Raw genomic sequence first — 23,110 nt, 5'->3', positions numbered from 1 at the left:
GGGACTCGATGCAATTGCGTAAATTACTTTTGCCAGGGCTGCTTTCCGTTACCTTATTAAGCGGTTGTTCGTTGTTTAACAGCGAAGAAGATGTGGTGAAAATGTCGCCACTGCCGACGGTGGAAAATCAGTTTACGCCGTCCACGTCCTGGAGCACCTCTGTTGGCGATGGTATCGGCGAATTCTATTCTAACCTGCACCCGGCTTTTGCGGACGGTGTGGTCTATGCGGCCGATCGTAAAGGCACCGTCAAAGCGCTGAATGCTGACGATGGTAAAGAAGTCTGGTCAATTAACCTGGCTGAGAAAGACGGCTGGTTCTCACGGACCCCGGCGCTGCTTTCCGGTGGTATCGCGGTCTCCGGCGGCCATGTCTATATCGGTAGCGAAAAAGCCCAGCTGTACGCTCTGAATACCAGCGATGGTACCGTGGCGTGGCAGGCGCGTGTCGCCGGTGAAGCGATTTCTCGTCCGGTCATCAGCGACGGCATGGTGCTGGTGCATACCAGCAACGGCCAGCTGCAGGCGCTGAACGAAACGGATGGCGCGGTCAAATGGACCGTCAACCTGGATATGCCGGCGCTGTCCCTGCGCGGTGAATCTGCTCCGGCGACCGCCTATGGCGCAGCCATCGTTGGCGGTGATAACGGTCGCGTGAGCGCCGTGCTGATGCAGCAAGGGCAGATCATCTGGCAGCAGCGTATCTCCCAGGCAACCGGCCCGACTGAAATTGACCGTCTGAATGACGTCGATACCACTCCGGTTATCGTTAATGGCGTGGTTTATACCCTGGCGTATAATGGTAACCTGACGGCGCTGGATCTGCGTAGCGGCCAGATCATGTGGAAACGTGAGCTGGGCTCCGTGAACGACTTTATCGTTGACGGCGATCGTATCTACATGGTCGATCAGAATGACCGCATCCTGGCGCTCTCCACTGAAGGTGGTGTTACGCTGTGGACGCAAAGCGATCTATTACATCGCCTGTTAACGGCGCCGGTGTTGTATAATGGCAACCTGGTCGTTGGCGATAGCGAAGGCTATATGCACTGGATTAACCCAGAGGATGGTCACTTTGTGGCCCAGCAGAAAGTGGATAGCTCCGGCTTCCGTACCGACGCGGCAGTAGCCGATGGTCGACTGCTGATCCAGGCAACAGACGGCACGCTGTATTCCATTACGCGTTAGTCGTAGCGACATACCCAGTTGACCGGGTTGCTTCGTGCGACGGGAGACAGCGGTATAGTGCATATTGATAAACGGCCCCTGGCACACAGGGGCCGTTTTGACTTTTTTAAAAACGTCGTCAAAACGACGTTGCATAGCAATTTGTAAGAGGCATTTAACATGATACCTGTGGTCGCGCTTGTCGGGCGCCCTAATGTTGGAAAATCCACGCTTTTCAACCGTTTGACGCGCACTCGTGATGCGTTGGTCGCGGATTTCCCGGGGCTGACTCGTGACCGTAAGTACGGTCGTGCTGAAGTTGAAGGTCGCGAATTTATCTGTATCGATACCGGCGGTATCGATGGCACAGAAGATGGCGTTGAAACCCGGATGGCGGAACAATCCCTGCTGGCGATTGAAGAAGCGGACGTGGTGCTGTTTATGGTTGATGCCCGTGCGGGCCTGATGCCGGCGGATACGGCGATCGCGAAACACCTCCGTTCTCGTGAAAAACCAACCTTCCTGGTGGCGAACAAAACTGACGGTATCGATGCCGATCAGGCGATTGCCGATTTCTGGTCGCTGGGGCTGGGTGATATTCACCCGATCGCGGCGTCTCACGGTCGCGGTGTTACCAGCCTGCTGGAGCACGTCCTGCTGCCATGGGCAGAAGAAATCGACCCTTCGGAAGAAGTCGATGAAGATGCAGCGTACTGGGCGCAGTTTGAAGCCGAGCAAAACGGCGAAGAAATTGAAGAGCCGGAAGATGACTTCAACCCGCAGGATCTGCCGATCAAACTGGCGATTGTCGGCCGTCCGAACGTCGGTAAATCAACGCTGACCAACCGTATTCTTGGCGAAGACCGCGTTGTGGTCTACGACATGCCGGGCACCACCCGTGACAGCATCTACATTCCGATGCAGCGCGATGAGCGTGAATACGTGCTGATCGACACCGCGGGCGTGCGTAAGCGCGGGAAAATTACCGATGTAGTCGAAAAGTTCTCGGTGATCAAAACCCTGCAGGCGATCGAAGACGCTAACGTCGTGATGCTGGTTATCGATGCCCGTGAAGGCATCTCCGACCAGGACCTCTCTCTGCTGGGCTTCATCCTCAACAGCGGGCGTTCGCTGGTGATTGTCGTCAACAAATGGGACGGCCTGAGCCAGGAAGTCAGAGAGCAGGTCAAAGAAACCCTGGACTTCCGTCTGGGCTTTATCGACTTTGCCCGTATCCACTTTATCTCCGCCCTGCACGGTAGCGGCGTGGGTAATCTGTTTGAATCCGTACGCGAAGCCTATGACAGCGCAACCCGTCGTGTCGGGACGGCATTGCTGACCCGTATCATGACCATGGCTGCCGAAGATCACCAGCCGCCGCTGGTGCGCGGTCGTCGCGTGAAGCTGAAATATGCTCATGCCGGTGGTTATAACCCACCGATCGTGGTTATTCACGGTAACCAGGTGAAAGACCTGCCGGATTCTTACAAACGCTATCTGATGAACTACTTCCGCAAATCGCTGGAAGTCATGGGGACGCCGATCCGTATCCAGTTCAAAGAGGGCGAGAACCCGTTTGCCAACAAACGTAATACCCTGACGCCGAACCAGATGCGTAAGCGTAAGCGCTTGATTAAACACATCAAGAAAAGCAAATAATGGAAAACCCGCCGCTGGCGGGTTTTTTTATCCCTCAGGAACGCATCCTGCCGCTGAATGAATCCGCAGCGGACGACGGTGCGGCGTGTATAATAACCGCATACTTTTTACTGATTATCTGGCAATCACGATGGCAGGGTCACGATGCAAGTAGGATTTATTGGACTGGGTGCGGTTGTCGAAACTGCCTATCTTCCGGCTCTCGGGCGTCTGGCGATACCGCTCACGGCGTGCTGGGGCTTCGATGCTAATGCCGGGAGAAAACTGCCGGGCATCACCTGCTGTGAGTCGCTGGCGGCGCTGCTCGACAAACCACTGGATCTGCTGTTTATCACCACCGCTTCGTTACAGCATCTACCGGTGCTGGAAGCGGCGCTGGCCTCAGACTGTCCGCGCATTGTGGTGGAAAAGCCGGTTGTTGCTACCCTGGAACAGATTGCCCGTCTGCGGGCACGGCTTAGCGATCCGCATACCGCGCGGCGGGTTCTGGCGCTCGATCACTGGATGGCGCGTGATGGCGCGCTGAAGCTGGCCTTAGGTGAGCTGGACGCCCGTTGGGAAGGTCCGGCGCTAAGCCGCCAGCCGCTGGTCTCTTCAATCCGCGACATCGTCCGTATCGACGGCTTTTTGCAGGAGCCTAGCGGTTTTAATGCAAACGGCGAGCCGGTGGCGCTCAACTTTGCCACCGGTGAACCTGACACCCGTCAGCTGCGCCATCCCGATGGCGTGATCCTCGATATCGGTACCCATGTGCTGGCCATGCTGCGCGAAACCATTCGCTACTGTGGTGGGGAAGATGACATTCATCTTGCGGTCCGGCAGGCCAGCGACCGGCTCGGTCGCGCCATCGCGCCAGGCGATTTTCACACTGCAGAAGGCAGCGCCCACCTGACAGGGGAGATCAGCGGTCTTGCGCTTAATATCTGGCTCAACAAATATGCCGGGCCTTCCGGAGGTCAGAAAGGGCTTCGCCTGTGGCTGCGTGACGGGCGGATCATCAGCCAGGATCGCCGTGATAATTGCGAGGTGGTGTCGTTGATTGACGGTGAGCGCGTCGACAGCTGGCGGCGCGCTGGTGCCATCTACGACCACTGCCTGGGAGAGCATATTCTGGGCGACAACAGCCTGTTTGTCCGCGCGCCCGATGAGGTCGCCCGCTTAACCCAGCGGCGGATCAACGAGGTGGCGCTGCTGCTGGAGCTACAGCAGCAATTACGCGGGCCGCACTGAAGCGGATGTCATGATAAACTGGGCAGATAAACCTTCAGTAAGGAATCACCATGGAACTTGCCTGTCCTGTTTGTCATGCGCCGCTGGAACTGCAGGGGCAGAGTGCGCACTGTAGCCACTGTGCAACAGACTTTGCACCGGAGGCCCGCTGTCCGGATTGCCACCAACCGCTCGAGGTATTAAAGGCGTGCGGGGCGGTGGATTATTTTTGTCAGCACGGACACGGGCTGATCTCGAAAAAGCGTGTGGAGTGGGTTCTGCCTGAGTAAGGCGGATGCGCCGTCAGGCTTTCCTGGCCCGTGTTTTCTTCACGGGCGTGACCACGGTAACTTCACTTTCTACCCAGCCGTCATTCAGGCGAGTGGAGAGCCGATCGCCGGCCTTCACCTGTTTGGTTTGTTTCAGCACTTTGCCATCGCTGGCTGAAGTGACGCTATAGCCGCGCGCCAGCGTCGCCAGCGGGCTGACGGCTTCGAGATGGGTCACCATGCTGCCAAAACGTTCGCGTTGATCGCTTAAGCGCGCGCGCATGTTCTCGGCAAGACGATATTCCAGCTGTTGAATCCGTGACTGAATGCGATGAATACGCGGCTGCGGGTTCTGCATATTCAGGCGTTGTACGATGCGCTGTTGACGCTGATCGGCACGCTTCATCTGCGTTTCAAGCGCCTGACGCATACGCTCACGCAGGCGTTCCAGAGTCGTTTGCTGGCGCACCAGGCGCAGCTGAGGATGCTGCTGCTGAAGGCGGTGGAACAGCTGGGTAAAGCGACGATGACGGTTGGCGATGAAATAGTCCATCGCCATTTCCAGGCGCTGCTGACCGGATTGCAACTGGCGTAACAGCTCCTGCTGATTGCGGCTGACAATTTCCGCAGCAGCAGAAGGGGTTGGCGCTCGCAGGTCAGCGACAAAATCGGCGATGGTCACGTCAGTTTCATGCCCGACAGCGCTGACGACCGGAATACGGCTGGCAAAAATCGCCCGCACGACCCGTTCATCGTTAAAACTCCATAAGTCTTCCAGCGAGCCGCCGCCGCGACCCACGATCAGTACGTCACACTCTGCACGTTGGTTGGCTAAGGCGATGGCGCGAACGATCTGCGCTGGCGCATCGTCACCCTGCACCGCGGTCGGGTAGATAACCACCGGCAGCGACGGATCGCGCCGTTTGAGCACCTGCAAAATGTCGTGCAGCGCCGCGCCGGTTTTTGAGGTGATCACCCCGACGCAGTGGGCCGGAGAGGGGAGCGCTTGCTTATGCTGTTGCTCGAACAGGCCTTCCGCCGCCAGCAAGGCTTTTAGCTGCTCATACTTCTGCTGCAGCAAGCCTTCACCGGCGGGCTGCATGCTTTCAACAATAATCTGATAATCGCCGCGCGGCTCATACAGGGTGATATTGGCGCGAACCAGCACCTGCTGCCCGTGCTGCGGGCGGAAGGTGACCCGACGGTTGCTGTTGCGGAACATCGCGCAACGCACCTGGGCGTTATCGTCTTTTAAGGTGAAGTACCAGTGACCGGAGGAGGGCTGGCTGAAGTTTGAGATCTCGCCGCTGATCCAGACCTGACCCATTTCCTGTTCCAGCAGCATACGAACCGTCTGATTAAGGCGGCTGACGGTGAAAATGGAGGGAGATTTAGATGGCAACATGTGAGCAAGATCAAATTTTAAATCAGCAGGTTATTCAGTCGATAGTAACCTGCTGAGGGGCAATCGCAAGTATTATTTTCAAAAAAGGGTGGATGCAATCGGTTACGCTCTGTATAATGCCACGGCAATATTTATCCACCCTGGTCGAGATATTGCCCATGCTACGTATCGCTAAAGAAGCTCTGACGTTTGACGACGTCCTCCTCGTTCCCGCTCATTCTACCGTTCTGCCGAATACTGCCGATCTCAGCACTCAGCTGACGAAAACCATTCGTCTGAATATTCCAATGCTCTCCGCAGCCATGGATACCGTAACGGAAGCGCGCCTGGCAATTGCCCTGGCACAGGAAGGCGGCATCGGCTTTATTCACAAAAACATGTCTATCGAACGCCAGGCGGATGAAGTTCGCCGCGTGAAGAAACATGAATCCGGTGTGGTTTCTGACCCACAGACCGTCCTGCCGACCACCACGCTGCGTGAAGTGAAAGAACTGACCGAACGTAACGGTTTTGCCGGTTATCCGGTGGTGAACGAAGACAACGAACTGGTGGGGATTATCACCGGCCGTGACGTGCGCTTCGTGACCGATCTGAACCAGCCGGTCAGCGTTTACATGACCCCGAAAGAGCGTCTGGTCACCGTGCGTGAAGGCGAAAGCCGCGACGTCGTGTTTGCTAAAATGCACGAAAAACGCGTTGAAAAAGCGCTGGTCGTGGATGCCGGTTTCCATCTGCGTGGCATGATCACGGTTAAAGACTTCCAGAAAGCGGAACGTAAACCGAACGCCTGTAAAGATGAGCACGGTCGTCTGCGCGTTGGTGCAGCGGTTGGCGCTGGCGCAGGTAACGAAGAGCGTGTTGATGCGCTGGTTGCTGCAGGCGTTGACGTACTGCTGATTGACTCCTCCCACGGCCATTCCGAAGGCGTTCTGCAGCGCATCCGTGAAACCCGTGCTAAATACCCGGACCTGCAAATCATCGGCGGTAACGTCGCAACGGGTGCCGGTGCTCGTGCCCTGGCTGAAGCCGGCGTGAGCGCGGTGAAAGTGGGTATCGGCCCTGGCTCTATCTGTACGACCCGTATCGTGACCGGCGTGGGTGTTCCGCAGATTACCGCGGTATCTGATGCTGTCGAAGCCCTGGAAGGAACCGGTATTCCGGTTATCGCCGACGGCGGTATTCGTTTCTCCGGTGATATTGCCAAAGCGATCGCCGCTGGCGCCGCGGCCGTCATGGTTGGTTCCATGCTGGCAGGTACCGAAGAATCTCCGGGTGAAATCGAACTTTACCAGGGGCGTTCTTACAAATCTTACCGCGGTATGGGTTCTTTGGGCGCGATGTCCAAAGGCTCTTCAGACCGTTATTTCCAGAGCGACAACGCGGCAGACAAACTGGTACCGGAAGGTATCGAAGGCCGTGTTGCCTATAAAGGCCGCCTGAAAGAGATCATTCACCAGCAGATGGGCGGCCTGCGCTCCTGTATGGGACTGACCGGTTGTGGTACCATCGACACCCTGCGTACTAAAGCGGAGTTCGTGCGTATCAGCGGGGCTGGTATCCAGGAAAGCCACGTTCACGACGTGACGATCACCAAGGAATCCCCGAACTACCGCATGGGCTCCTGATTTTCATCGCCCGGCCATGCGCCGGGCGATTTTATTTAATCGCTACTGCTCTGGAATAAACGTCAATGACGGATAACATTCATAAACATCGCATTCTAATCCTGGACTTCGGTTCTCAGTACACCCAGCTGGTTGCACGTCGCGTACGTGAATTAGGGGTTTATTGCGAGCTGTGGGCCTGGGACGTGACAGAAGCTCAAATTCGTGAGTTCAACCCAAGCGGCATCATTCTTTCCGGCGGCCCGGAAAGCACCACCGAGCATAACAGCCCGCGCGCACCGCAGTATGTGTTCGACGCTGGCGTGCCGGTATTTGGCGTGTGCTACGGCATGCAGACCATGGCAATGCAGCTGGGCGGTCATGTTGAAAGCTCTACCGAGCGTGAATTTGGCTACGCACAGGTCGAAGTTAAAACCGACAGCGCGCTGGTTCGCGGTATTGAAGACTCCCTGAGCGCTGCTGGTCTTCCGCAGTTGGACGTGTGGATGAGCCACGGTGACAAAGTTACCGCTATCCCGTCTGACTTCGTGACCGTTGCCAGCACCGAGACCTGCCCGTTTGCCATTATGGCCAACGAAGAAAAACGCTTCTACGGCGTGCAGTTCCACCCGGAAGTGACCCATACCCGTCAGGGCCAGCGTCTGCTGGAGCGTTTTGTGCTGGACATCTGCGGCTGCGAAGCGCTGTGGACCCCGGCAAAAATCATCGAAGATGCGATTGTTCGCATCCGCGAGCAGGTTGGTAACGACAAAGTTATCCTCGGCCTGTCCGGCGGCGTTGACTCCTCGGTCACCGCGATGCTGCTGCACCGCGCTATCGGTAAAAACCTGACCTGCGTCTTCGTCGACAACGGCCTGCTGCGTCTGAACGAAGCCGCTCAGGTAATGGATATGTTCGGCGACCACTTCGGCCTGAATATCGTTCACGTTGAAGGCGAAAACCGCTTCCTGACCGCGCTGGCGGGCGAAAACGACCCGGAAGCCAAGCGTAAAATCATCGGCCGCGTATTCGTTGAAGTGTTCGACGAAGAAGCGCTGAAACTGGAAGATGTTAAATGGCTGGCACAGGGTACTATCTACCCTGACGTTATCGAGTCTGCCGCTTCCGCAACCGGTAAAGCGCACGTCATCAAATCTCACCACAACGTGGGCGGCCTGCCGAAAGAGATGAAGATGGGTCTGGTTGAACCGCTGCGTGAGCTGTTCAAAGATGAAGTGCGTAAGATTGGCCTGGAGCTGGGCCTGCCGTACGACATGCTGTACCGTCACCCGTTCCCGGGCCCAGGTCTGGGTGTTCGCGTGCTGGGCGAAGTGAAGAAAGAGTACTGCGACCTGCTGCGTCGCGCGGATGCTATCTTCATCGAAGAACTGCACAAAGCTGACCTGTACAACAAAGTGAGCCAGGCGTTCACCGTGTTCCTGCCGGTCCGTTCCGTTGGCGTCATGGGCGATGGCCGTAAATACGACTGGGTCGTCTCCCTGCGTGCGGTCGAAACCATCGACTTTATGACCGCCCACTGGGCGCACCTGCCATACGATTTCCTTGGCCGCGTGTCCAACCGCATCATCAACGAAGTGAACGGTATCTCCCGCGTGGTGTATGACATCAGCGGCAAACCGCCAGCAACGATTGAGTGGGAATAATCTCCCGGCGTGATTAAACAAAACCCTCTGTTTTTACAGAGGGTTTTTTCGTTTTATGGGTTCCCAATCATTCAATCGGAAGTGAGAATTCTGCATCTTGTTGGTGGTCTAAAAATGGTCTATATTAAAACCATTGTATAATTATTCGGTGAAGCCATCATGAAAGTAGAGACTATCAGCTACGTTAAAAAAAACGCGGCGACGCTTGATCTGTCTGAACCGATCCTGGTCACACAAAATGGTGTACCTGCGTATGTTATAGAATCCTATGACCAGCAGCAGGAACGGGAAAACGCCATCGCGTTGTTAAAACTGCTGACTCTGTCGGAGAAAGATAAATCTGACGGGCGCTTGTTCTCAAAAGACCAACTGCTGGATGGGATTGCGGATTAAACCCAGAGCACGCAACGTAAAGGGATTTCCATGGAACCGCTGGTCACCTTTGAATACACGCTGACTGTAAAGCACTGCATCGACACCATTGCGAGTTATCTCCGCCGGGTTGATGTTAAACCGCGCCCGGTTATCGCGGATATACTCACGCAGTTCGAGCGTACCGTGAGCCAGTTTCCGTTAGGATGCCAGCTCTGCCCAGAGCTGCTGAAAATTGGCTGTGCGAAGTATCGGGAATTTAACCATGCTGAAGGCTACCGGGTTTTGTATTCTGTCGACGGTACGCGGGTGACAGCACATGCGATCTTGTCCCATCGCCAGGACATCCAACAGTTACTGTTTAAGCGTCTGATTATGGCCTGATAATCTGCGTTGTTTCTAAATACTCCATTTACACCATTGCGTGGCAGTTATTCCCCTGGACCCCTCTGTAAAAGCAGAGGGGTTTTCGTTTTAGACCGGGTATTAAGGTGGGCTAAGCGTTGGTGACGGACGCAGAGCCTGGTCGCGGGCAATGGCCAGTGCCAGCCCGGCGACCACCAGCGCCAGTCCGGCGGACACCCCTAAACTCCCCTGAATCCCGAGATGTTGATTAAGCCAGGCATAGGCAAATGGTGAGGCCGCAGCCAGCAGCTGGGCCGGGATCAGCAGGATGCCGGTGCGGCGGGCGTAATCCTGGGTGGCAAACAGCTGTAGCGGTAGCGTGGCCTTAAACACTGTCGTCAGCCCGTTGATTGCGCCATACCCTAGCACAAACCCTGCGGCAGCCCACGCAATGCTGGGGGCGCTCAGGCCGAGGGCGAAACACAGTGGCATCAGGAAGGTGGTCAGCAGGGTAAGCTTCAGTGGCGTGAGCGCGGAGCCGGACGCGACCTCCAGAAACCGCGCGCCGGTTTGCCCCACGCCCCACAGCATTCCCACCGCCACCGGCAGCCCGTAGCTGGCAATAAATTCCGGCAGATGAGTGGAGGTGCCATTGGAGACAAAGGTGACCAGGGCGATCAGCGTGGCATACAGCAGGCCCATGCGCTTTTCATGGTGCGAAGCAGGAAGGCGCTCGTGCCGGCGTATCGCGACGGGCTGGGTGTGATTGGGCATCCGCCAGAGCAGGAACGCACTCAGCAGACCCAGCAGACCATAGACCAGCAGCGCGTGTCGCCAGTCCGTCACCGTCAGCAAAGCGGCCCCCAGCGGCCAGAACAGGGCGGATGCTAACCCGCCCGCCAGCGTGACCCGGGAGATCGTTCGTCTCGCCTGCTGGCCGTAAAGATTCACCAGCGCAGCGAACAGGGCGTCATACAGCGCCAGACGCATGCCGATACCGGTAAGTAGCCAGGCGCCCAGCCAGCCTGTCAGGGAATGGACCGTGGCCATCATGAAACATCCCGCCGCTATCGTCAGCGTGCCGCAAAGCACCACCCGCTGGCCGCCAGCTCGCGCCAGAAGCGGGGCGACGGAAGGGGAGAGCAGCGCCATTATCAGCATGGCAAGAGTCAGGCCGAGGTAGATGTGGGTCGCGGGCCAGCCGGTGTCCTGGTGGATGGCTCGGGCAAAGGTGCCCGGCATATAAAATGAAATCCCCCAGTTAATCAGCTGATTGCACCCGACAGCCAGCGTGAGTAAAGCGGTAGGGCGGCGCGTTTGTTCAGTCACTTTTGTGGTGTTCCAGTCAGTTATGCAGTTGTCGGCAGCATAACCCGCACGCTATTGTGCTGGCAGACCGGTTCGTTTATGACCCTTATAAGAGAAACTTTGCAATGACGACGCTTAATCTGGGATATCTGGCGACCTTTCGGCTGGTGGTCCAGCGCGGGAGTTTTTCTGCCGCTGCCGATGTGCTGGGGCTATCGCAGCCTGCGGTCAGCCTGCAGGTGCGCCAGCTGGAACAGTTTCTCCAGACCCGCCTGATTGAGCGCACCGGGCGAGGCATCAAAGCCACGTCTGCCGGAGAGGCGCTGTTAGGTCACAGCGAGCATATCGACCGTGCGGTCAGCGCCGCGCTGCAGTCGGTCAACGAGTGTAGCCATGAGATCAGCGGCTCGATAACGCTGGGGACGGGAGCTACGGCCTGCATTCACCTTTTGCCCCCGTTGTTACAGCAGCTGCGGCTGGCACATCCGTTGCTGACGGTGGGCGTTACGACCGGCAATACGGTTGATATCGTGCGGGCCGTGGAAGAGAACCGGCTCGATCTGGGGCTGGTGACGCTCCCGGCCAGCGGGCGTAGCCTGGCCGTCACTTCGTTGCTGGATGAGGAGTTTGTTTTTATCTTTGCCAGCGATGGCGATGAATTGCCATTGCCGCTGATGCCAGAACGGTTACAGGCGCTGCCGTTGATTGCCTTTGAGGCAGGAAGCGGCACCCGTGAGCTCATCGACGGCTGGTTCCGTGCTGCCGGGCTGCTGGTAGCCCCGGTCATGCAGTTGGGGAGCATCGAGGCGATTAAACGTATGGTACGCGCCGGGTTGGGGTATAGCATTGTCCCGCGTATGGCGGTTGAGCAGCCTGAAGACCGGCACGGATTATCTGTTCAGTCGCTGACGCCGTCTCTGCACCGACAGTTAGGTGTGGTCATGCGTCAGGATAAAATTCTCAGCAAAGGGATCGGTGAAATACTGCGTCTGCTACGCGGTGTGCGCTTCCCCGTTTAAGGCGATGCGACCGGCATGTGGCTGACACGACAGTGTCGGCTTATTCCCGCGGGGGAGTATCAACAGTAATCGTAGACTGCTGAGACTGGATCTTGTCCTGATGATGGTACCAGGCGCCGATGGAGGAGTAGACGAATCGTCCAAAGAAAAAGATAAAGCTGATAAGCAGTACGATACGGGTCATGCGACGGTTAAATCGATGTCGTTTACGCATACTGGGTGCCTGACTCACAAAAGGTTCCTTAAAGTATACCCACAAGTGGGCGATATGGGTATTAAGGCACAGGAAGGGCGCAGGGTCAATTGATGGGGATGTAAAAATCCGCGGCTCAAACATTACTTAATGTTATGTAAGATGCTCACCACATTTACATGGTTTCTCATTCGGCGGTTCAATGCCAAAAAAATAAGATTTATTAATGTTAGAGCATAATTTTTTTGATTTAAATCAACTGTGCGCGGCTGTTGGTCACTAAAATCGTCTGCTCGTTCCGCGTTGTTATTATTTTCGCGGTCAGGATGGTTGGGTTGGATGCCTGCCTGAATATACCCTGCTGGAATCTGGGTTATCCATAGAGCATCAATGACAATAATTAAAAAATATAAACAGTATCGGGATAAATGGTGGGCGCTGCCGCTTATCTTACCCACGCTTTTACTGCCTCTTGCAAGAGAGGCAAATACCTACGCTGAGCTCAACGGTAGTGAAGTTTCTCTTTACTATTTACCGTTAGCGCTGGTCCTCAGTCTGATGCTTTTTTTTGGCTGGGCGGCACTGCCAGGTATTATCATTGGCCTGCTGTGTACTATCGCGCGCGGAATGAGTCCAGGGAACGCGGTCAGCGTTATTTTCCATTTCCTGATCCCCGCCGTGCTGTGCTGGGGCGGATACCGAATCTTCGTGCCACACCGGCAGCATATTACGCATGGCAATGTGAGCCTGATGCCGCACCGATTGTTCTGGCAAATGTTTCTGCCATCACTCATTTTTCTGGTGATTTCCCAACTGGCCGAGTATCTGGGGATGCATCCGCGACGGGCGGATCTGATTGGCGTGGATCCGCTAAGCCTGCGAACGTTAGTGACTTTTCAGGCTTTGATGGTGGGCTGTTTAACCGGCGTGCCGCTATGCTATTTTCTGATTCGTATTATTCGTAATCCATGGCATATCCGTGGGTTTATTTCACAGGCGAATCTACAGGTTGACCCAAAAATAAAATATGTCGAATTTGTGTTATGGGCTGCGTCATTGTTAATGTTATTGGCACTATTATTTATGCCACTGAATAGCAGAAGTACGATATTTAGCACAAATTATACATTATCATTACTTATGCCTGTGATGTTATGGGGAGCGATGCGTTTTGGTTATCGCTATATCTCGCTGATCTGGTCGCTGGTGCTGATTTTTGTTATTCATTTTCACGAGCGCTATTTACCCTCTTCAATGGTTTATCATAACCAGATAGCCATCACCTCTTCGAGCTATCTGGTGTTCTCTTTTATTATTGCTTATATGGCTATGCTGGCCACCCAGCAGCGCATGATTCATGACCGGGTTCGGCGGATGGCATTTCTCGACCCGGTGGTCCATATGCCCAATTTACGGGCGCTGAGCCGCTCGTTAGATAACTCAATCTGGTCAGTGCTGTGCTTTTTGCGGATACCGGAGCTGGAGCTGCTTGGCCGTCATTATGGCGTTCTGTTGCGTATCCAATATAAACAGCAGCTTGCCGAGCATTTAAGCGACGTTTTACAACCGAATGAAGCCGTCTACCATCTTTCCGGCCATGATCTGGTGATCCGCCTGAACAGCGGTGAGCATAAGGCACGAATTGCAACACTGGCTGAACATATCAGACGCTTTCGCCTGGTCTGGGACGGGATACCTCTGCAACCCACCGTTGGGATCAGCTACTGCAGCGTTCGTTCACCGGTTCAGCATCTCTATTTGTTGTTGGGCGAGCTCAACAACATTGCTGATATGTCGCTGACCAGCGGCCAGCCGGAAAATCTGCAGCGCCGCGGCGCCGTGCATATCCAGTCCGGACTGAAAGATAAAGTGGCGATGATGAACCAGATCCAGCATGCGCTGGAAAGCAATCAGTTTCAGCTGGCGGCTCAGCCGATCGTCGGCATTCGCGGCGATAGCTATCATGAAGTGCTGCTGCGAATGGTGGGGGAGGACGGGGCGCTGATTTACCCGGAAACCTTCCTGCCGGTGGCGCAAGAGTTTGGCCTCGCATCGCGTATCGACCTGTGGGTGCTGGAGCACACCATCGCCTTTATGAACCGGCACCGGCAGACACTTCCGGGACTGCGGCTGGCAATGAACCTTTCACCGGTTTCCGCCAGCAGAAGCCAGTTCCCCGGCGAAGTGGAGATCCTGCTGGCGCACTACGATGTTGAGCCCTGGCAGTTAATCTTTGAGCTGACGGAAAACCACGCGCTCACCAATCCGGAGCTTGCACGGCAAACCGTGGCACAACTGCAGACGTTAGGCTGCCGTGTGGCCATCCGCGATTTTGGTACGGGTTCCGCCAGCTATGCTCGCCTGAAAAGTCTGGATGTCGATTTACTGCGCATTGACGGCAGCTTTATCCGCAATCTGCCTTCCAGCAGCCTCGATTACCAGGTGGTGGCCTCGATTTGCCATCTGGCGCGGATGAAAAATATGCAGGTGGTGGCGGAGGATGTTGAGACGCCGGAGATTCGACAGGTGGTGCAGTCTCTGGGGATTGACTACCTGCAGGGCCGCGACATTGGTGCACCGGTTCCGCTGGATTCTCTGGCAAGCAAGGAAATGGCCAAGGCTGGCTGACGGGGTAAGATAAGAAAGGGCCGGGCTGCTTCAACCCGGCCTGTGGATTAGTTGTCGGGCTCTTCCTCGGCAATCTTCAACAACCAGTCGGGCACGCCTTCCCAGTACTGTTGCTCTTTTTCCAGATCGAGCAGCACCAGCGCATTCTGGCTGAACCAGTCGTGCGGGAAGACCAACGTCCAGTGGTTTGCTTCCGTTTGCAGGCGTAGCGTAGGCGGCGTGGTGGTCGCCTGACGCTGGTTATTCAACAAGATGCCCAAACGCAAAAGCTGAATCAGCGGCAGGAACTGCTTTTTCTTAAACAGCGTAAAGCGCGGCAAATCGTCGAGCTTGATGGCTTTGCGATGATAGCGAACCAGCGTTGCCATCAGCATTTGCTGCTCCTGATTGAAGCCGGGCAAATCGCTGTTCTGCAGGATATACGCCGAGTGGCGATGCATCCCGCTATGGTTAATATTCAGTCCCACTTCGTGCAGCATGACCGCCCATTTGAGCAGTGCAGACAGGTGCGGGTTGGCAAGCTTGGGATTCTGATCCTGCCACTGTTCGAACATGTGAGTGGTGGTTTCCAGCACCCGACGCGCCTGCTCACGGTCAATATTGTATTGATTCGCCAGGCTTTGCGCGGTGCGGCTACGGATATCCTGATGGCGGAAACGTCCTTCCATCTCGTACAGCACGCCTTCACGCAGCGCGCCGTCGGATAAACGCAGCTCTTTGATCGCCAGCGCGTCAAAAACGCCGCTCAAAATCGCCAGTCCGGGCGCGAAAACTGCTTTGCGCTCCTCCGACAGCCCCGGCAGGCTGAGAGCATCGAAGTTTTTATACTTCAGCACTTCATCCACCAGCATTTCCAGACGTTCCGGGGTAATAAAGCCGTCTTTCTCGCCCATCGCCACCAGCACTTCCTGCGCGGCTTTGATGGTGCCAGAGGCACCCAACGCCACGTTCCAGCCCTGGATACGGAACTGCCATGCCAGCGTTTCCAGCTTCTGCACAGCCGACAGGCGCGCGCGCTGGAAATTCTCTTTGTTAATGGTGCCGCCAGGGAAGTAGATCTGCGAGAAGCTGACGCAACCCATGCGCCGGCTTTCAACCAGCCGCGGTTCGAAATCCTCGCCAATCACCAGCTCCGTCGAACCACCACCGATATCGATGACCAGCTTACGGCCTCTTTCCGGCTGCGTATGTTCAACGCCCATAAAAATCAGACGCGCTTCTTCATTCCCCGAGATTATCTCAATCGGGTAGGGAATGACTTTTTCCGCACGCTTGAGAAATTCAGCGGCGTTTGCCGCCTGGCGTAAGGTATGGGTCCCGACGATGCATACGCTGGAGGGGGAAAAACCCTGCAGGCGTTCGGCGAACAGCGACAGGCAGTTAAGCCCGCGAGCGATCGCTTCTTCGCTAAGCACGGAGTTTTCATCCAGGCCATCGGCCAGGTGAACCCGCTGTTTCAGGCGGCCGATGATCTGCATCGCGCCGTCGACGACACGCGCGATCACCATATGAAAACTGTTTGAACCAAGGTCGACCGCAGCAAACTCCTGAGGACGAGGGGTTTTTTCGTTTATTGGCATAGTTAGTCGGGCTGTTCGAGTGATTTGAGATAGTCGTAGATCGCCAGCTGTGCGCGTACCTTACGGCGGTTGCCGCGCGGTACATAGCGATTACTCAGTTCTTTATCAAGATAGCGTGCTTTGACCGTGTCGTTGAACAACAGATCAAAAATATCCAGAACGCGCTGTTTCAGGCGCGGATCCAGCAGCGGGGCGGCCACTTCAATACGGTAGTCAATATTGCGTGTCATCCAGTCTGCGGAAGAGAGCCAGACCTGTTTGTCGCCACCGTTTTCAAAGACATAGACGCGATCGTGCTCCAGGAAGCGGTCAACGATGCTGGTCACGCGAATGTTTTCGCTGATGCCTTCCAGGCCTGGGATCAGCGAGCACATGCCGCGTATCAGCAGATTAACCGGAACCCCGGAACTTGAGGCCGCATACAGGCGATCCACCAGTCCTTTATCCACCAGGTTGTTCAACTTCAGCGTGATGCCGGAAGGCTGTCCGTTCTGGGCGTTGGCGATCTCTCTGTCGATCATTTCATACAGCAGGCGGCGCGAGTTCTGTGGCGAAACCAGCAGATAATCGAAGTTTACCGGGCGGTATGGGTTTTCGATAAAGTTGAAGACGCGACGCACTTCATTGGTAATACGCGCATCGGCGGTCAGCAACGAATAGTCGGTATACAAGCGGGCGGTTTTTTCGTTGAAGTTACCGGTACCGATATGGGCATAGCGGACGACTTCATCACCCTCTTTACGTGACACCAGGAACAGCTTGGCGTGAATTTTCAGGCCCGGCGCGGAGAAGATAACGTGTACGCCCGCTTCGGTCAGGCGTTTTGCCCAATGAATGTTGGCTTCTTCATCAAAGCGCGCCTGCAGTTCGACCACGACGGTAACTTTTTTACCGTTATGGGCGGCGTGGATCATCGAGTCGATGATGCGCGAATCCTTGGCAACGCGATAAATATTGATTTTGATGGCCAGCACGCTCGGGTCGAACGACGCCTGACGCAGCAGTTCCAGCACGTGCTCAAAGGTATGGTACGGATAGTACAGCAGCACGTCGCGCTCGCGAATCGCGTCAAACCCGTTACGGAATTTATCGAACCAGGTGTGGCGAAGGCGCGGCAGTGGCTTGTTGACCAGATTGGCCTTCCCGACGTTCGGGAAGCCGATAAAGTCTTTGAAATTATGGTAGCGGCCGCCCGGCAGCATCGAGTCGTAGCGCGAAATAGAGAACATCTCGCGCAGCATTTCGACCATGGTGTCCGGCATGTCGCGCTGATAGACAAAGCGTACCGGCTCCGCCGTCAGACGCTGTTTAAGGCTGGAGGACATCAGCTCCATCAGGCTCGATTCCATCTCGTGTACCAGGTCGTACTCGGCATCACGGGTCATTTTCATCGAGTAGGCGTTGAGCGCATCGTAATCAAAGAAGCCTTTAAAGATATCATCCAGGCAGTAGCGCAGGATGTTATCAAGCAAAATCATTGGCTTGCGGCGACGCGGCGCTTCCGGCGGCAGGTTTACAAAGCGCGGAACTTTATCTGACGGAATTTCCAGCAGGGCGTAATTGATGGTCTCGCCGCGGATGATTTCGACCGCCAGATAGGTGTAATCGTCTTTCAGAAACTGGATCAGGTCCGTTTCAGGGTTAATCAGAATAGGGGTGATATGCTGGCGCAGGTACTGTTTGAAGTAGTTGCGTAGCCAGGACTGCTGATTGACCGAGAGCTGGCGTTCGTTGATCAGGAAGATTTGGTTACGCGCCATCTCCAGCAGCAGCTCGTTGTACAGGCTGTCAAACTCCTGGTCAGCTTTGAGGACCCGGGCCTGGATTTTTCCTAATAAATGGCGAGAATGGGCGGTACTGCCTTGTTCTTCGCTAATAATGATGCGGCGCTTAAGTTCAGCGAAGCGCACTTTATAGAATTCGTCGAGATTGTTGGAGTAGATTCCCAAAAAGCGCATGCGCTCAATCAGTGGGTTGCTTTTATCCGCCGCTTCCTGAAGTACGCGTTCGTTAAAGGACAACCAGCTGAGTTCTTTCTCGATATATAGCTTTTCCTGGCCCATTACAACTCACACTCCGGTTGATTGATGTTGCTTTTTCATTATGGCGAGCTTTGCCATTGAATGTCCAACTATGTCAAAGAAGTATGACAGTTTTCTTTCAATATGCTGTGAAGAAAAAAGGTGCTGCGCGTTTGCTGATATTGTAGACAAAACAAGGTCCTTCCCGGGCGTCGACGCGCCATAAACGGCCATGGGATGAGGGTGGGTAAGACGGTATGACCAGCGAAATAATGCACCAAAAAAAACGCCTCTGAGTAAGGCAGAGGCGTTGATGTTTATTCTTCGGCGGCGTATCCCTGCGCCGGCAGAGGAACATTATCAAGCCAGGCCTGATTGTCCTCCATGCGCAGACGACCGTCGACAAACCAGCTCACGACCAGCGGATAAATCGCATGCTCCTGAGCCTGTACGCGGGCGGTGATATCGTCTTCGCTGTCATCGGCGAACACCGGCACTTTGGCTTGCAGAATGACCGGGCCGCCGTCGAGCTCATCGGTGACGAAATGCACCGACGTCCCGTGCTCTTCATCACCGTTTTCCAGTACCTGGCGGTGCGTATGCAGTCCCGGGTATTTTGGCAACAGTGACGGGTGGATATTCAGCAGACGCCCCTGATAATGGGCGACAAACGCCGGGCTAAGGATCCGCATATAGCCCGCCAGCACCACCAGATCCGGCGCGTAAGCATCGATCTCTTGCATCAGCTCGCGATCGAAAGCTTCACGGTTGGCAAACTGGCTGGCCGTCAGCGCGTGGGCCGCGACATGGGCTTCACGTGCACGTTCAAGGCCGAACGCGTCGGCCTTATTACTGAATACCGCTCGCAGGGTGCCGTTGATCTGTTTCCGGGCGCAGGCGTCGATAATCGCCTGCAAATTACTGCCGTTACCGGAAATCAGCACCACGATGTTTTTCATTCAATGACCACACGCTGTTCGGAATCTGAAGCTTTGATATAGCCTATTTTCCACGCGTTTTCACCTTTCTCGCTCAGCAGCGCAATGGCGCTGTCGGCGACATCGGCCGGCAGGGCGATAACCATACCGACACCGCAGTTAAAGGTACGATACATTTCATGGCTGCTGACGTTACCGGCAGTTTGCAGCCAGTTGAAGACTTCCGGCCATTGCCAGGAAGACTCATCGATGACCGCCTGGGTGTTGTCCGGCAGCACGCGCGGAATGTTTTCCCAGAAGCCGCCACCGGTCAGGTGAGCGATAGCATGCACGTCAACGTTGGCAATCAGATCCAGCACCGACTTAACGTAGATGCGGGTCGGCGCCAGCAGGTGGTCCGCCAGCGGGGTGCCGTTCAGGTCAGTGGTCTGAGGATCGACACCGCTGACTTCGATAATTTTACGCACCAGCGAGTAGCCGTTGGAGTGCGGGCCGCTGGAAGCCAGTGCCACCAGCACATCACCATCGGCAACTTTGCTGCCATCGATGATTTCTGATTTTTCTACTACGCCGACGCAGAAACCGGCCACGTCATAGTCTTCCCCGTGGTACATCCCCGGCATCTCTGCCGTTTCGCCGCCAACCAGCGCACAGCCGGACTGCAGACAGCCTTCGGCGATACCGCTGATGACGCTGGCTGCCGTATCGACATCCAGTTTACCGGTGGCATAGTAGTCGAGGAAAAACAGCGGCTCTGCGCCCTGGACCACCAGGTCGTTGACGCACATCGCCACGAGATCGATACCGATAGTATCGTGGCGCTTCAGATCCATCGCCAGACGCAGCTTGGTACCGACGCCATCAGTGCCGGAAACCAGAACCGGTTCGCGGTATTTTTGCGGCAATGCGCACAGTGCGCCGAATCCGCCCAGTCCACCCATCACTTCCGGGCGACGGGTTTTCTTCACCACACCCTTAATACGGTCGACGAGAGCGTTGCCTGCATCAATATCTACGCCGGCATCTTTATAGCTGAGAGAGGTTTTATCGGTCACTGCGAAATCTCCACACATTTGCGGTAGCAAGAAAAATCGGCGCAATTCTAACAGGGATAGCAAACGTTTGCGAGCCTGCTTTACAGTCGGCGTGAATCAGCCGCAATATGCACAAATTTGATACTGTTCACGAAAATGAAACCGGGTACATTCTTGTGCTTGCCTCTGTCTGTGGGAATCGCCATCATGCCACTGAAACCGGTTTCTTTTTTGTGTTCAGGATAAAAGGAAGAGAACATGTCTGGATTTAAAGAAGGTTTTCTGTGGGGCGGCGCTGTGGCGGCGCATCAGCTTGAAGGGGGCTGGCAGGAAGGAGGGAAGGGCATCAGCGTGGCTGATGTGATGACCGCCGGAGCGCACGGCGTGCCGCGTGAAATCACCGATGGCGTGGTAGCGGGGAAAAACTACCCCAACCATGAGGCGATTGATTTTTACCATCGTTATAAAGACGACATTCAGCTGTTTGCCGAAATGGGCTTCAAATGTTTCCGCACCTCGATTGCCTGGACACGTATCTTCCCGCAGGGCGATGAGCAGACGCCGAACGAGGCCGGCTTACAATTCTATGACGACCTGTTCGATGAGTGCCTGAAGCACGGCATTGAGCCGGTGATTACGCTCTCCCACTTCGAAATGCCGTACCATCTGGTGACGGAGTATGGCGGCTGGCGTAACCGTAAACTGATCGATTTCTTCGTGCGCTTTGCGAAAGTGGTATTCCACCGCTATCAGCATAAAGTGAAGTACTGGATGACTTTCAATGAGATCAACAACCAGGCAAACTACCACGAAGACTTCGCGCCATTCACGAACTCAGGCCTGAAGTACCAGCCGGGTGAAGACCGTGAGCCGGTGATGTATCAGGCGGCGCATTACGAGCTGGTTGCCAGCGCCCTGGCAGTGAAGGCCGCGCGCGAGATTAACCCGTCGCTGCTGGTGGGCTGCATGATTGCAATGTGCCCAATCTATCCGCTCTCCTGCGCCCCGAACGATATGATGATGGCGATGAACGCCATGCATCGCCGCTACTGGTTTACCGATGTGCATGTCCGTGGCCACTATCCGCAGCATTTGCTGAACTACTTTGCCCGCCGCGGGTTTGAGCTGGATATCACCGACGCGGATCGCCAGGCGTTGAGCGAGGGCTGCGTCGACTATATTGGCTTTAGCTACTATATGTCCTTCGCGACCAAAGCGACCGATGATAACCCTCTGCTGGATTATGACGAGACGAAAAGCCTGGTCTCCAACCAGTACGTCCAGAAATCAGACTGGGGCTGGCAGATTGACCCGGTGGGCCTGCGTTACTCCCTGAACTGGTTCTGGGATCACTATCAGCTGCCGCTGTTTATTGTTGAGAACGGCTTTGGCGCCATCGACGTGCGCGAAGCGGACGGTACGGTAGACGATCGCTACCGCATCGATTATCTCTCTGCGCATATTGCCGAGATGAAAAAAGCGGTGGTTGAGGACGGTGTGGATCTGATGGGTTATACCCCATGGGGATGTATCGATCTGGTGTCCGCCGGCACCGGCGAAATGAAAAAACGCTATGGCTTTATTTACGTTGATAAAGATAATGAAGGTAACGGGACGCTGGACCGTAGCCGTAAGGCATCATTCGCCTGGTATCAACAGGTTATTAATACCAACGGTGATGCGTTGTAGTTGACCGTTCATTTCATCCAACCCCGCTTGCGCGGGGTTTTTTTTATTCTGTTTTATACCCGTCATACTTCAAGTTGCAGGTGCGTTGGCTTCCTCGCTCACCCCAGTCACTTACTTCAGTAAGCTCCTGGGAATTCCCTCTGTCGCCGCCTTCCTGCGACTCGAATTATTTAGGGTATATACTGGTTCAGGCAGCGTAAAGCATTTTGGTTGATCCCGGTCAAACATATCGGCTATGGCGCAAATGGAAAAAAGCGGTATAATCCCGCGATTTTTTTTGTGGCTGCCCCTCAGAGGAGAAAGAGAATGAAGATTGTGGAAGTGAAACACCCGCTCGTCAAACACAAGCTGGGCCTGATGCGTGAGCACGACATCAGCACCAAACGCTTCCGTGAACTTGCCTCAGAAGTAGGGAGCTTGCTGACTTATGAAGCGACCGCCGACCTGGAAACAGAAAAAGTCACCATCGAAGGGTGGAACGGTCCGGTAGAAGTCGAGCAGATCAAAGGTAAGAAAATCACCGTTGTGCCGATTCTGCGTGCGGGTCTGGGCATGATGGAAGGGGTTCTGGAGCACGTACCGAGCGCGCGTATCAGCGTGGTGGGTGTTTACCGTGACGAAGAAACCCTGGAGCCGGTTCCTTACTTCCAGAAGCTGGTGTCAAACATCGATGAGCGTATGGCGCTGGTGGTTGACCCGATGCTGGCAACTGGCGGTTCGATGATCGCCACAATCGATCTGCTGAAAAAAGCAGGCTGCTCCAGCATTAAGGTGCTGGTGCTGGTGGCGGCGCCGGAAGGTATTGCCGCACTCGAGAAAGCGCACCCGGATGTGGAGATGTACACCGCGTCCATTGACCAGGGCCTCAACGACCACGGATACATTATTCCGGGACTCGGCGATGCCGGCGATAAGATTTTTGGTACCAAGTAATTGAATGAATAATAAGAAGCCGACTTTAAGAGTCGGCTTTTTTTTGAATAAAACAAAATCACAGCAACTAATCA

20 protein-coding genes are annotated in these 23,110 nt (G+C 55.2%); 12 read left to right on the top strand and 8 right to left on the bottom strand.

From position 1 onward, the window contains the following. Positions 1 to 8: 8 nt before the first annotated feature. From bamB to EDF82_RS10270, 4 genes are all read left to right on the top strand, one after another. Entirely contained in the window at positions 9 to 1,187 is a 1,179-nt protein-coding gene (gene bamB, locus EDF82_RS10285) for an outer membrane protein assembly factor BamB (RefSeq protein ID WP_123755369.1), read from the top strand. Between the two features lie 159 nt (positions 1,188 to 1,346). After that, positions 1,347 to 2,825, top strand: a complete 1,479-nt coding sequence (gene der, locus EDF82_RS10280) for a ribosome biogenesis GTPase Der (RefSeq protein ID WP_123755368.1) — start codon at positions 1,347 to 1,349, stop codon at positions 2,823 to 2,825. A 144-nt stretch (positions 2,826 to 2,969) separates the two neighbouring features. Next, entirely contained in the window at positions 2,970 to 4,055 is a 1,086-nt protein-coding gene (locus EDF82_RS10275; RefSeq protein WP_123755367.1) for a Gfo/Idh/MocA family oxidoreductase, read from the top strand. A gap of 50 nt (positions 4,056 to 4,105) precedes the next feature. Then, on the top strand, positions 4,106 to 4,324 hold the full coding sequence (locus EDF82_RS10270) for a zinc ribbon domain-containing protein (RefSeq protein WP_123755366.1): 219 nt from the start codon (positions 4,106 to 4,108) through the stop codon (positions 4,322 to 4,324). A 13-nt stretch (positions 4,325 to 4,337) separates the two neighbouring features. Here EDF82_RS10270 and xseA read toward each other — a convergent pair whose 3' ends face one another. Continuing rightward, on the bottom strand, positions 4,338 to 5,708 hold the full coding sequence (gene xseA, locus EDF82_RS10265; protein ID WP_123755365.1) for an exodeoxyribonuclease VII large subunit: 1,371 nt from the start codon (positions 5,706 to 5,708) through the stop codon (positions 4,338 to 4,340). A 158-nt stretch (positions 5,709 to 5,866) separates the two neighbouring features. Between xseA and guaB the strand changes: the two genes are divergently transcribed. The 4 genes from guaB (at position 5,867) to EDF82_RS10245 (ending at position 9,732) form a co-directional block, all read left to right on the top strand. Then, positions 5,867 to 7,333 carry an IMP dehydrogenase gene (gene guaB / locus EDF82_RS10260; protein WP_123755364.1) on the top strand — a complete coding sequence of 489 codons (1,467 nt, stop codon included), beginning with the start codon at positions 5,867 to 5,869 and terminating at the stop codon, positions 7,331 to 7,333. Between the two features lie 65 nt (positions 7,334 to 7,398). After that, complete coding sequence (guaA, locus tag EDF82_RS10255; protein ID WP_123755363.1) at positions 7,399 to 8,976, top strand: glutamine-hydrolyzing GMP synthase; 1,578 nt, start codon at positions 7,399 to 7,401, stop codon at positions 8,974 to 8,976. A 159-nt stretch (positions 8,977 to 9,135) separates the two neighbouring features. Further along, positions 9,136 to 9,369 carry a type II toxin-antitoxin system Phd/YefM family antitoxin gene (locus tag EDF82_RS10250; protein ID WP_123755362.1) on the top strand — a complete coding sequence of 78 codons (234 nt, stop codon included), beginning with the start codon at positions 9,136 to 9,138 and terminating at the stop codon, positions 9,367 to 9,369. 30 nt (positions 9,370 to 9,399) lie between these two features. Next, positions 9,400 to 9,732 carry a type II toxin-antitoxin system RelE/ParE family toxin gene (locus tag EDF82_RS10245; RefSeq protein ID WP_123755361.1) on the top strand — a complete coding sequence of 111 codons (333 nt, stop codon included), beginning with the start codon at positions 9,400 to 9,402 and terminating at the stop codon, positions 9,730 to 9,732. Positions 9,733 to 9,834: 102 nt separating this feature from the next. Here EDF82_RS10245 and EDF82_RS10240 read toward each other — a convergent pair whose 3' ends face one another. After that, positions 9,835 to 10,935, bottom strand: a complete 1,101-nt coding sequence (locus EDF82_RS10240) for an MFS transporter (RefSeq protein WP_123755537.1) — start codon at positions 10,933 to 10,935, stop codon at positions 9,835 to 9,837. A 191-nt stretch (positions 10,936 to 11,126) separates the two neighbouring features. Here EDF82_RS10240 and EDF82_RS10235 point away from each other — a divergent pair, with 191 nt between their 5' ends. After that, complete coding sequence (locus EDF82_RS10235; RefSeq protein ID WP_123755360.1) at positions 11,127 to 12,020, top strand: LysR family transcriptional regulator; 894 nt, start codon at positions 11,127 to 11,129, stop codon at positions 12,018 to 12,020. Positions 12,021 to 12,060: 40 nt separating this feature from the next. Here the strand turns inward: EDF82_RS10235 and EDF82_RS10230 are convergent, their stop codons facing one another. Next, positions 12,061 to 12,252, bottom strand: a complete 192-nt coding sequence (locus EDF82_RS10230; RefSeq protein WP_123755359.1) for a YfgG family protein — start codon at positions 12,250 to 12,252, stop codon at positions 12,061 to 12,063. Between the two features lie 104 nt (positions 12,253 to 12,356). Next, the gene (locus tag EDF82_RS25295) at positions 12,357 to 12,671 is read right to left on the bottom strand and encodes a hypothetical protein (protein ID WP_187043089.1); all 315 of its coding nucleotides are present in this window, start codon (positions 12,669 to 12,671) and stop codon (positions 12,357 to 12,359) included. Here EDF82_RS25295 and EDF82_RS10225 point away from each other — a divergent pair. After that, positions 12,604 to 14,841 (top strand): EAL domain-containing protein, encoded by a 2,238-nt coding sequence (locus tag EDF82_RS10225; protein ID WP_123755358.1) that lies wholly within the window; start codon positions 12,604 to 12,606, stop codon positions 14,839 to 14,841. The two genes, EDF82_RS25295 and EDF82_RS10225, sit on opposite strands and share 68 nt — an antisense overlap. 47 nt (positions 14,842 to 14,888) lie before the next feature. Here the strand turns inward: EDF82_RS10225 and ppx are convergent, their stop codons facing one another. From ppx to purM, 4 genes are all read right to left on the bottom strand, one after another. After that, positions 14,889 to 16,421, bottom strand: coding sequence for an exopolyphosphatase (ppx, locus tag EDF82_RS10220; protein WP_123755357.1), 1,533 nt, complete (start codon positions 16,419 to 16,421; stop codon positions 14,889 to 14,891). Positions 16,422 to 16,423: 2 nt separating this feature from the next. Beyond that, positions 16,424 to 18,484, bottom strand: a complete 2,061-nt coding sequence (gene ppk1, locus EDF82_RS10215; RefSeq protein WP_123755356.1) for a polyphosphate kinase 1 — start codon at positions 18,482 to 18,484, stop codon at positions 16,424 to 16,426. Between the two features lie 275 nt (positions 18,485 to 18,759). Continuing rightward, positions 18,760 to 19,401 carry a phosphoribosylglycinamide formyltransferase gene (purN, locus tag EDF82_RS10210; protein WP_123755355.1) on the bottom strand — a complete coding sequence of 214 codons (642 nt, stop codon included), beginning with the start codon at positions 19,399 to 19,401 and terminating at the stop codon, positions 18,760 to 18,762. Next, positions 19,398 to 20,435 (bottom strand): phosphoribosylformylglycinamidine cyclo-ligase, encoded by a 1,038-nt coding sequence (gene purM, locus EDF82_RS10205; protein ID WP_123755354.1) that lies wholly within the window; start codon positions 20,433 to 20,435, stop codon positions 19,398 to 19,400. Before purM ends, purN begins: the two co-directional genes overlap by 4 nt. A 237-nt stretch (positions 20,436 to 20,672) precedes the next feature. Between purM and EDF82_RS10200 the strand changes: the two genes are divergently transcribed. Both EDF82_RS10200 and upp read left to right on the top strand, forming a co-directional pair. Then, positions 20,673 to 22,103, top strand: coding sequence for a 6-phospho-beta-glucosidase (locus EDF82_RS10200; protein WP_123755353.1), 1,431 nt, complete (start codon positions 20,673 to 20,675; stop codon positions 22,101 to 22,103). A 306-nt stretch (positions 22,104 to 22,409) separates the two neighbouring features. After that, the gene (gene upp / locus EDF82_RS10195) at positions 22,410 to 23,036 is read left to right on the top strand and encodes a uracil phosphoribosyltransferase (RefSeq protein WP_123755352.1); all 627 of its coding nucleotides are present in this window, start codon (positions 22,410 to 22,412) and stop codon (positions 23,034 to 23,036) included. The last annotated feature ends 74 nt before the right edge of the window (positions 23,037 to 23,110 follow it).

It is taken from the genome of Klebsiella sp. BIGb0399, from assembly GCF_003752615.1.
In the GTDB taxonomy this organism is placed as follows: domain Bacteria; phylum Pseudomonadota; class Gammaproteobacteria; order Enterobacterales; family Enterobacteriaceae; genus Klebsiella; species Klebsiella lignicola.
This window is presented reverse-complemented; position numbering and strand designations above follow the sequence as displayed.